Annotated in this window: 1 protein-coding gene; it reads left to right on the top strand. The window is 63.2% G+C overall.

The features are described from left to right. Window positions 1–55: 55 nt before the first annotated feature. On the top strand, window positions 56–1036 hold a 981-nt coding region (locus GFY24_RS40830), incomplete at its 3' end, for a condensation domain-containing protein (protein ID WP_309231926.1).

The raw sequence follows: 1036 nt of genomic DNA, 5'->3' as shown, positions 1-1036 counted from the left end.
CGACGACAAGGTGTTCCGAGCGCCCGAGACACTGATAGAACACACGATCGCTCGAGTGTTCACCGATGTGCTGGGTATCGACACGGTCGGTCTCGACGACTCGTTCTTCGCCCTCGGCGGCGACAGCTTGGTCGCGACCCGGGTTGCAGCGCGACTCGGGGCCGCGCTGAATACCGAGATTTCGGTGCGGCTGTTGTTCGAGGCGTCCACAGTGGCCGCGCTCGCGACCCACATAGAGCAGCATGCCGGGACGGGGCGACAACGCCCACCACTGATCGCCGGGCCGCGCCCCGAGCTCGTGCCGTTGGCACCGGCCCAACAACGGATGTGGTTCCTCAATCAGTACGAACCCGGCTCGGGGGCATACAACATTCCGATCGCCATTCGGCTGCGCGGCGAGGTGAATGTCGATGCCATGCGATTGGCCATGGTCGACGTGCTGCGCAGACACGAGTCTTTGCGAACGCGGTACCCGGACCACGACGGAACACTGATCCAGCTGATCGAATCCGCCGACGACGTCGACCACGAAATGACTTCGGTACCATTTCTGCCGAGCCAGTTGATCGCGATGGTAACCGAATTCGTCATCGAGGGCTTCGACGTGAGCACCCAGGTGCCGGTGCGTGCCCGATTGTTCCGTGCGGTCGGCAGCGAGGAACCTGAATATGTGCTGACCGTCGTGGTGCACCACATCGCCGCGGACGGCCTTTCCATGGCACCCCTGGCCCGCGACGTGACAACTGCGTACACCGCACGGATTCGCGGTGAAGCCCCGTCGTGGACACCACTGCCTGTCCAGTACGCGGACTACGCACTATGGCAACGAGCTACCCTTGGCTCGCCCGACGACCCGGAATCGTTGTGCGCCCAACAGATCCGATACTGGACCGAAACTCTGGACGGAGCTCCTGTGGAGCTTCGTCTGCCGTGTGACAGGCCGCGGCCGGTGGTGATGTCGTATCGGGGTGCCACTGGGAGTTATTCGTTGCGTGCCGGGTTGGTTGGTGCGTTGAAGGGGTTTGCGCGGCAGCAT

This window comes from Nocardia sp. SYP-A9097 (assembly GCF_009649815.1).
In the GTDB taxonomy this organism is placed as follows: Bacteria; Actinomycetota; Actinomycetes; order Mycobacteriales; family Mycobacteriaceae; genus Nocardia.
This window is presented reverse-complemented; position numbering and strand designations above follow the sequence as displayed.